At 42.7% G+C, this 9,238-nt stretch carries 8 protein-coding genes; all 8 read left to right on the top strand.

Annotated elements, in window-relative coordinates:
* Positions 1-263: 263 nt before the first annotated feature.
* The 8 genes from gor (at position 264) to QUA57_RS03060 (ending at position 9,010) form a co-directional block, all read left to right on the top strand.
* A complete protein-coding gene (gor, locus tag QUA57_RS03025; protein WP_333059266.1) occupies positions 264-1,607 on the top strand; it encodes a glutathione-disulfide reductase in 1,344 nt (447 codons plus the stop codon).
* Between the two features lie 184 nt (positions 1,608-1,791).
* Positions 1,792-2,328 (top strand): opioid growth factor receptor-related protein, encoded by a 537-nt coding sequence (locus QUA57_RS03030; RefSeq protein WP_333059265.1) that lies wholly within the window; start codon positions 1,792-1,794, stop codon positions 2,326-2,328.
* A gap of 55 nt (positions 2,329-2,383) precedes the next feature.
* The gene (locus QUA57_RS03035) at positions 2,384-3,346 is read left to right on the top strand and encodes a MoxR family ATPase (RefSeq protein ID WP_333059264.1); all 963 of its coding nucleotides are present in this window, start codon (positions 2,384-2,386) and stop codon (positions 3,344-3,346) included.
* 3 nt (positions 3,347-3,349) lie between these two features.
* Positions 3,350-4,702: a DUF58 domain-containing protein gene (locus QUA57_RS03040; RefSeq protein ID WP_333059262.1), complete on the top strand. Its 1,353-nt coding sequence runs from the start codon at positions 3,350-3,352 to the stop codon at positions 4,700-4,702.
* A 107-nt stretch (positions 4,703-4,809) separates the two neighbouring features.
* Complete coding sequence (locus QUA57_RS03045) at positions 4,810-6,750, top strand: transglutaminase-like domain-containing protein (RefSeq protein ID WP_333059261.1); 1,941 nt, start codon at positions 4,810-4,812, stop codon at positions 6,748-6,750.
* Positions 6,751-7,480: 730 nt separating this feature from the next.
* Positions 7,481-8,071: a sigma-70 family RNA polymerase sigma factor gene (locus QUA57_RS03050; RefSeq protein ID WP_333059390.1), complete on the top strand. Its 591-nt coding sequence runs from the start codon at positions 7,481-7,483 to the stop codon at positions 8,069-8,071.
* Entirely contained in the window at positions 8,068-8,505 is a 438-nt protein-coding gene (locus QUA57_RS03055; RefSeq protein ID WP_333059260.1) for a hypothetical protein, read from the top strand. The genes QUA57_RS03050 and QUA57_RS03055 overlap by 4 nt, the downstream gene beginning before the upstream one ends.
* 19 nt (positions 8,506-8,524) lie before the next feature.
* Positions 8,525-9,010, top strand: coding sequence for a Spy/CpxP family protein refolding chaperone (locus tag QUA57_RS03060; RefSeq protein WP_333059259.1), 486 nt, complete (start codon positions 8,525-8,527; stop codon positions 9,008-9,010).
* Positions 9,011-9,238: the final 228 nt, after the last annotated feature.

The following is a 9,238-nucleotide window of genomic DNA, read 5'->3' on the forward strand; positions in this document are numbered from 1 at the left end:
GACAATTCGGTCTTTCCTTCTTGGTAGCGATCTCAAAAGAGTAAAATTTTTATATTTTTTTTGTCGTTCGCTTGTGTTATACTCTAGTAATGGCAGTGTGAGCAATTTTATATTAACGCACAGATTCCTATTATTTAATAATACCTCGTTAAGGGCAAAAAGTAAAGTAGTTGACCCCAAAAAAAACAATAAATTTTTGAGATATCATTAAGAAAAGTAAAGCGTAAAATTGGTAAGTTGGCGATAAAAAGGTACAGACAATTATGACATACGACTACGACTTGTTTGTGATAGGTGCGGGTTCCGGCGGATTGGCGAGTTCCAAGCGAGCAGCATCCTACGGCGCAAAAGTGGCGATCGCCGAAAATGACTTAGTAGGCGGAACCTGCGTCATTCGCGGCTGTGTCCCCAAAAAACTCATGGTGTACGCCTCAACATTTTCGCACCTTTACGAAGATGCGGTGGGCTACGGTTGGAGTCCAGTAGAAAGCAGCTTTGATTGGGAAAAACTCATCACCAGCGTAGACACAGAAGTGCGGCGGCTGAGCAAACTGCACATCAGCTTCCTCGAAAAAGCCGGAGTCGAATTAATCTCAGGATACGCCAAATTTATTGATCCCCATACCGTCGAAGTTGGTGACAAGAAATTTACCGCAGCCAAAATCTTAATTGCAGTCGGCGGAGAAGCGAGAAGAGTCCCAATTCCCGGCATCGAACACGCGATCACCTCCCGCGAAATCTTCCTGCAAAAAGAGCAGCCAAAACGGTTTGCCATTTGGGGTGGCGGCTACATCGGCGTCGAATTTGCTTGCATTATGAATGGGTTGGGAAGCGAAGTAACTCAAATCATCCGCAGCGACTTAATTTTGAACGAGTTCGACACAGAAATTCGCACCAACGTGCAAGAAGGAATGATTAAGCACGGAATAAACATTTTGACCGAAAGCTCGATCAACCACATTGAGAAAACTCCAGAAGGCTTAAAATTAACTCTGTCGGGAAAATCCGAAGGAACGCTCGTAGTAGACGCGCTGTTGTGCGCTACCGGGCGCTTGCCGAACTTGGAAAATTTGGCTTTAGAAAATGCGGGAGTAGAAATCGATAATGGTGCGATCGCAGTTACCAAAGACAGCCGCACCAGTCAGCCGCACATTTTTGCTGTCGGAGATTGCACCAACCGCATCAATTTAACGCCAATTGCGATCGCCGAAGGACGCGCTTTTGCAGATACTGAATTTGGCAACAATCCCAGAGCAATCAGTTACGAAAATGTCCCGTCAGCGGTATTTTCGCAGCCGGAAGCAGGTACAGTCGGCTTAAACGAAGTGCAGGCTAGAGCAAAGTTTCCCGACTCAATTAAGTGCTACACAGCCAAGTTTCGACCGATGTTTCACGCTTTGACAGGTGCAGACGAGAAAACTTTTGTCAAGTTAATCGTTGAAACTAATACTGACAGAGTTTTGGGCGTGCACATGGTTGGGAAAGACGCGGGCGAGATTATTCAAGGAATGGCGATCGCTGTTAATATGGGAGCTACGAAGAAAGACTTCGACGCGACTATTGGCATTCACCCATCGACTGCTGAAGAGTTTGTTACTTTGCGGTAAAGTGGGCGAAGCAGCCAGGGGTTTAAACCCCTGGCTAATAGCTAAAGTCGCTTAAAACTGACTCAAGAAAACTATTTTGAAGAACAGGCAGGATGCCTGTTCCACACAAAAATTTAATTTTCTGGTTGTGGGGTGGGCGTGCCGCCCGCCCAAAAATACAATTTAGATAAAAAACAGCTTATCAATGAGTGATTCAACCAAACACAACAAAATTTTAGCATTCTATCTCGGTCAGCAGCCTGATTCACAAGGTCGGGCGATCGAGAATATTTGGTCGTGGGATTACCAGAAGCTGGAATCCGTGCACAATTACATTCAATGGCTGTTTCCGCTGAGAGAAAAGAGCCGCTTTAATTCCAGTGCTCCGACTTTAAATGATGAGGTAATTCAAGCTTTTAGAACAACTGAAGAGTTGAGAAGTCGCTTAGTCAAATCTCTAAAAGTCATGCTGGCATTTTACGGGCTGGAATGCCGCGAAGGGGAAAACGCAGAAATTGTAATTGCCAAATCCGAGGAATATTTGTCAAGAAAAAGAGAGTGGATTGAACCATTTAATCACAACTCTCTGCGGCTGACTAGGATTCTCACAAGTTTGACAACTTTGGGATTGAAGAATTATGCTTTGGCTCTTTTCAGGTGTTTGGACGAGATATATAATGAAAATAAAGAAAGTATTGGTTTAAAAACTTATACATATTGGAAAAATGCTGTAAATAGTTAAATCGGGACAAGCCAATCAGCGGGACAGTAACCGAACGCTACGAACACAATAAATAATGGATAAAGCAATTACAGAAAATCACTCTCAGTCGGGCAGAGAAATTTATCAAAGGATTTCCAACAACATTCAAAAAGTCGTGAAAGGGCAATCAGCAGCAATCAGGAAATTGCTGTCAGCCTTTGTGAGTGGCGGGCACGTCCTCCTAGAAGATTATCCCGGTACAGGTAAAACTACCCTAGCTAAAGCCCTAGCCTTATCTGTCGATGTCAGCTTTAAACGCATTCAATTTACACCTGACCTTTTGCCATCCGATATCTTGGGCATATCCATGCTCGACCCCAATCAACGCACGTTCCATTTCCACGAAGGTCCAATTTTTGCTAATATTATCTTAGCTGACGAAATCAATCGGTCATCACCGCGAACCCAATCCGCCCTCCTAGAAGCAATGGCAGAATTTCAAGTCAGCATTGACGGAAATTTGCACAAACTTAAAGACCCATTTTTTGTCATTGCTACTCAAAATCCAGTAGAATCTCGTGGCACTTATCCACTTCCTGAAGCCCAAATGGATCGCTTTGCAGTTCAATTTAGTCTAGGATACATCTCGCCAGAAGACGAAGTTAACCTGTTAAGAGATCAAATCCATCAACATCCTATTGATACACTTCAAACCTGCGTTAATTTAGAGGATTTAATTAGCTTAAAACAGCAGGTAAAGCAAATTAGAATTAGTGAAGAATTGAAGCGTTACCTCGTAGATATCGTGAATGCAACTCGCTCAGCCGAAGGCGTACAACTAGGGGCGAGTCCCAGAGCTTCCCTAGCTTTAATGAAAGTTGCTCAAGCATTAGCTTTGTTCGATGGCTATGAGTTTGTTACCCCCGAACATATTCAAGAACAGGCGGTATCAGTCATCGCTCATCGCCTAGTAATGGAACCTCAAGCGCGTTTTTCGGGTAGAATGGCCCCAGGTGTTGTTGAAGAAATTATCAAATCTATTCCTGTACCCGCCTAAAAAATGAAACGTGTTTTATACGCTATTTTTCGCTTCGGTGCGCGTGTAAATCGATCGCGAAAGAAGCGATTGACTAACAATGGGTTAGCAGTGCTTAGCTGCACGCTTTTAGCGGGAATTTTAGGATTAGATACTAATCAGACTGTGACTTATCAAATCTTTACTTTCCTGTTGTCAATTATAGGAATAGCCATAATTTTCAGTAGATTTTTTCGCTTCCGCTTCAACGCAGTACGTTTCTTGCCAAAGTTTGCAACTGTTGGAGTCACTTTAAAATACCGTATTCTCATTCATAACAAAACTAGCCAGACTCAAAACAATCTGAAAATGGGGGAAAATTTTGCCGACACCTGGCCAAGTTTTCAAGAATTTACAGAAACACCTGAACCAGGTGAAGAACAGCGCAATTCATTGGATAAATACTTCGGCTATTATCGTTGGCTGTGGCTAATTTCTAGAAAACAATGCGCCACAGCTAAACCCATAGAATTGCCTTCTCTCCTACCCAATAGCAAAACAGAAGTGGTATGTGAAATTACGCCGTCCTACAGAGGTGTTATCCGCGTGACTGGTCTAACAGTTACTAGGTCAGATCCTTTTGGGATTTGGAATGCTTGTAAAACAATTTCCTTGCCCCAGTCTATCTTAATTTTACCAAAACTATATCATTTACCACCAATTCAGCTTCCTGGCTCAAGAAGATATCAATCAGGTGGCGTAACATTAGCTTCATCCGTAGGAGATTCGGAGGAATTTAGGTCTCTGCGGGATTATCGAGCGGGAGATCCGCTACGCAAAATTCACTGGAAAAGTTGGGCAAAAGCAGGTAAGCCAATGGTCAAAGAAGAACAGGATGAGTTTTTTGTGAGGCACGCCCTAATTTTGGATACATTTCAAAGTGTAAAATATAGTGAAATTTTAGAAGAGGCTATCTCAATTGCGGCTTCATTATCCTATGAAGTTCAGACTCAAGAATCATTATTGGATTTGATGTTTGTCGTTCAAGAAGCTTATTGTTTTACCTTTGGTAGAGGGCTGAACTCTACTGAAAAAATGCTAGAAATTCTCGCCTCAGTTGCTGCCTGTCAGGATAAAGCTTTTGACTCGCTTACCTCAGTTTTGATGGAGAAAGTCTCTCTCCTAAGTGGTTGTATTTGTATATTCTTGTGTTGGGACGAACCTAGAAAAACATTAGTAAATTATCTGAGAAGCCGCGGTATCCATACATTAGTTTTAATTTTAACAGAGCCAGACGCTCAATTAGATAGCTTAAATTTAGAGCTGATTAAAGATGACTTAACAAGCTGCCATATCTTAAAGCTAGGTCAAATACAAGAGGAGTTAATGAAATTATGAAAATGCCAGTTTTTCTTTTGGGTGCTAGTGTAATTTTTTGGGGCTGGCAGACGGGACTATGGTTTTTCGCTTTGCCAATTGCTCTGATTTTAGAGGCAGCTAACTGGTTGCCTTATCGGTGGGATTTTTCAGCTAGTGATTTTAGGCGCATTGCTAATTTCTGCCTGATTTTTTTGTGCTGTTTGCTGGTTTATCTCCTTGTCGCCAACCGCTCTATTTACTTGATATATAATTTGTTGCAGTGGCTTCCTGGTGTATTTTTTCCACTGGTAGCTACTCAGGTATATTTTGTTAAGGCAAGTCTGGATATACGCCTAATGTTTTTGTGGCTAAACAAAGCCACAAAAAAAGCACCACTTAACCCCTTGATGGTGAATCTAAGTTATCCATATTTTATCTGTTGTCTGCTATCCGCTAGTGCGACGAACAGTAGAGAGAGCTCTTTTTATGCTGGGATATTTGCCTTAACTGCTATTGCTTTGTGGTTTGTGAGACCGAAAAGATTTTCATCTATTCTCTGGCTGGGTCTGATGTTAATTGCTGGCAGTATAGGATTTATAGGACAGATGGGCCTGCACCAACTTCACCTAGCAGTAGAACAGCAAGCAATCTCATGGCTTAGTCAGGGGAACTCTCAAGAAACAGATTTTTTGAAAAAACAAACGAACATCGGGTCAGTGGGATTATTAAAACAGTCAAATGAAATAATTTTTAGAGTTGCTCCTGAAGCTAAACAGACTCCTCCCCGACTGCTAAGAGAAGCCACTTATAATCGCTACAACTCTTCACTTTGGCTCGCCTTAAATCCTAACTTTGTTCCCGTACAACCAAAGATTAATGGCACAACTTGGGATTTAGGTGACCAACTACCCAATCCATCAACGATTACTATTTCGGCTACACTCCAAGGCAACCAAGGTTTATTAAAGCTGCCAGATGGAACTTTTAAAATTGACGCATTGCCTGTCAATCAGATGGAAAAGAATAAATATGGCACAATAAAAGTGGTGGGAAAAGTTGATATGCTGGCTTATAGAAGCTACTTTAATAATAGTTATTCTGTAGATAGCCCGCCTACAGAAGACGACCTGCAAATACCAAAATCAGAAATAGCTGCACTTAATAAAATCCTCAGTCAAGTGAATACTCAAGGAAAGTCGCCACCAGAAATATTAGATAAAATAGAGTGGTTTTTCCTAAAAAATTTCGTTTATTCACTGAAGCTGAGGGGCAAAGATAATGATGCTACGCCTCTATCAACATTTTTACTGGACACTCGCTCTGGACATTGTGAATATTTTGCTACCGCTGCCACACTGCTCCTGAGAAAACTCGGTATTCCAGCCCGTTATGCTGTTGGATATTCTGTTCACGAATTTAGTTCTTTGGAGAACCAATATATTGTAAGGAGTCGCCATGCTCATGCTTGGACTTTGGCTTATATCGCGGGAAAATGGCAAGCTTTTGATCCTACGCCTTCTGATTGGGAAAGCATGGAGGATGCTGCTGCTCCCCGAGGGGCATTTATCTCTGATGTATGGTCGCTATTGAGTTACAAAATTGTGCTGGGGTTGCGATATTTATCAGGTAGCAATGGATTGAAGTATGGGGGAGTCATCCTGCTGGCATTAATATTTTTTTGGAGGTGTAATCCTAATTTTAAGAAAAATGTACGCCTTTTATCTAAGAAACAAAGATGGCTAAAAGCTATTTATAAGAAAGATTCGTTGACTCAGAAATCGGAATTTTATTTAATCGAACAGGCGTTAAATGAGTCGGGATTGATTCGCCCTCCTTCCGAGTCTTTAAAAAATTGGATCGAGAGGTTGAAAAAAGAAAAACCGGAATTATATGGTCTCGAAGAGTTAGCATTGTTGATTGAGATTCATTATTGCGCTCGCTTCGATCCAGAAGGAATTCAAGATGCACAAAAAGCTGAATTTAAATTGGCAATTCAATCCTGGATCGAGCAATATCGCAGACAGGCGATCGCCTCAAAGTCTCAGGTTAATAAAAGCGGTAAGTCTACTATAGCTTTTCTCAGGTAGATGATGTACAAATTTAGATGGCAAATTGGGGGGTTGAGGACTTTTTAATTGATTCGTAAATTCCCCAGTTATTCACTTATTCAATCTAAACTTGTACCTCCCTTAATTGAGAACCGCTATATATACCTTTTCTAAATCACTTGTACAATACCGTCGGTTATTAGACAAGTCACAATTGCTTTATGCATACTTAAGAGAACAGCCTTATCAGGGTACTTATACAATTAATCTACCCTGCTACCAAGGCATTGGTTGAACAGCAAGAGTGGAAAGTAGCTCATAATCCACTTGTGTGTACGCGGTAGCCTTAAAAAGGGGGACGAAAGAGAAGATTCTTGTCCCCCCGAATCGTTGCGGGGGGATCGGGTTTTAATCGCTCTACAGAAGACTCGCACTACATTTGAGATTAACTTGACACCAATGGGCATTGTCATGTACCTACCGGCTGAGCAAATTTTTACTGGTTCTACTTGTTACTAGGCGCTTAGCGAAAGTAACGCTTCTGGGGCGAGTCAGAGCGTCCATTTTCTCAACCAAGGCTCGGACTCTGGATCTGGGTTCCCAGGCTTTACACCTCGAAACCCGTTAATTACAGGAAAAATCAGGACACGGCAGTGCCGTTTCCCTAGCTGCCGCCTCGTCGAAAAAAAAATTTAAATCCTTTGAACCTTTTTTAGAGCTGTCCTGTCTAAACACTTCAGATAACGAACTGGTGGGGGAGACTTCACAGGTGTTAGGTGTGCCAGCCAATGTTTTAACCGATGACTGTTCCGACTCGGACTTAGTTGCTCAATGTTTAAAGGGCGATCGCACTTGCTTTCGCTACCTTTACAAACGCTACCAACACAAAGTCAGGTCAACCCTTTACCAACTCTGCGGCCCGTCACTTCTTGACGATTTAGCACAAGAAGTATTCCTGCGAGTCTGGAAAGGATTGCCCAAACTCAAGCACCAGGAAAACTTTTCTACTTGGCTTTATCGAATCACTTGGAATGTGGCTTCCGACCAAAGACAAGCATTTGCTAAACAGCATTCTTTTGACTCCCAACTTAAAAATCAAGAAGTAATGGATGGGGTTATTCTCAAAGATAACACATCCGACTTGATGCAGTTGCACTATGAAGATTTAGTGCAGCGGGGACTGGATCAATTGAGCTTTGAACACCGCAGCGTTTTGGTGCTGCACGACCTAGAAGACATCCCGCAAAAAGAAGTAGCCCAAATTTTGGGACTGCCAGCAGGAACTGTCAAATCTCGCGTGTTTTATGCCCGAAATGCTGTGCGACAATTTTTGCAAAAAGAAGGTGTCAGCGAGCTATGAATAACCCAAGCAGCGACCAAAAGTTAGTTGATTTCTTGAAGCAACATCGCCCAAACCTTCCAGAAGCTGCGCCTGATTTTGAGCAAAAACTTTTAGCCGCAATAGAGAGGGATGAGGCGGGTGAGAGAAAGCTCAATTATCTACGAGAACCCCAATTTACCCGGTCTAGTAAGAGGTCAAGAAGGATCGGTTTTCCCAAGTGGGTTTTTCCTTCTGCGATCGCCGCTGGCTTGCTAGTTTTTTGGTCTGGCTACCGTGCGTTTGAGACTGCACAATTGCTAGATAAGGAAACAGCTCAGTTAGAAGCATTTTTAGTTACTAACTGGGAGGGCGTACTGCATGATTCTCCCCAAGAAAATATGACCGATCGCTCACAAACAGACTGGTTGACTTTCAGCCAGGGTGCTGACAGTCAACCGCCAACAAATAAGTAATATCAAAGAGGCAATTTTCATGTCAATTCGTCGTATTTCTGCCCTAGCCGTTTTAATGCTGACTCTCGGCAGCACAGCCGCAGCAATAGCAGTTCCCAATCCCATAGAACCGGAAACAATTGCACAAAACCAGCGTCCCAATCGACCAGGTGGCAGGGAAGGTGGGATGTTCGAGAAACTTAATTTAAGCGCAGACCAAAAGCAGCAAATGCAGGCAGTTCGCGATCGCTACAAAGACCAAGTTTCCCAGCGGATGCAAGCAGTCCGCCAAGCCAGACAAGAATTGGACACGATGATGTCCGGCACGGCAAATGCCAGCGAAATCCGTGAAAAACACCGTCAAATAATGGGATTGAGACAGCAGTTTGAAGAGGTCCAATTTGAAATTACACTCGCAATGCGAGAAGTGCTCACTGCCGAACAGCGCAGCCAATTAGCTCAAATGATGCAGCAGCGCCGGCAAAATGCTAAAAACCGGATGCAAAACGGTCAAAAACCGCAGTAATTGACGAGTAGTTTTGAGTGAATCGCAGGGTGCTTACGCACTCTGCGATTTATTAGTTCAAGCTCCCAGATCGGAAGCATCTAAAGGAAAGCAGCTAAGCTAGAAATTGGACTTTTGAGGCAGGAGGCAGAAGGAAAGAGGAAGAAGAAAGGGGTGCATCTCAGTTTTGCACATATATCAAGTGGAAAGTTGACCATTGAGATAAGCACAGCGCAGAGAAAGAATAGA

It is taken from the genome of Microcoleus sp. Pol7_B2 (assembly GCF_036701035.1).
In the GTDB taxonomy this organism is placed as follows: Bacteria; Cyanobacteriota; Cyanobacteriia; order Cyanobacteriales; family Microcoleaceae; genus Microcoleus.

Bases quoted from the DNA above. Each gene is read 5' to 3' on its own strand.
- gor (WP_333059266.1), top strand. From the start codon at position 264: ATGACATACGACTACGACTTGTTTGTGATAGGTGCGGGTTCCGGCGGA.
- QUA57_RS03030 (WP_333059265.1), top strand. From the start codon at position 1,792: ATGAGTGATTCAACCAAACACAACAAAATTTTAGCATTCTATCTCGGT.
- QUA57_RS03035 (WP_333059264.1), top strand. From the start codon at position 2,384: ATGGATAAAGCAATTACAGAAAATCACTCTCAGTCGGGCAGAGAAATT.
- QUA57_RS03040 (WP_333059262.1), top strand. From the start codon at position 3,350: ATGAAACGTGTTTTATACGCTATTTTTCGCTTCGGTGCGCGTGTAAAT.
- QUA57_RS03055 (WP_333059260.1), top strand. From the start codon at position 8,068: ATGAATAACCCAAGCAGCGACCAAAAGTTAGTTGATTTCTTGAAGCAA.
- QUA57_RS03060 (WP_333059259.1), top strand. From the start codon at position 8,525: ATGTCAATTCGTCGTATTTCTGCCCTAGCCGTTTTAATGCTGACTCTC.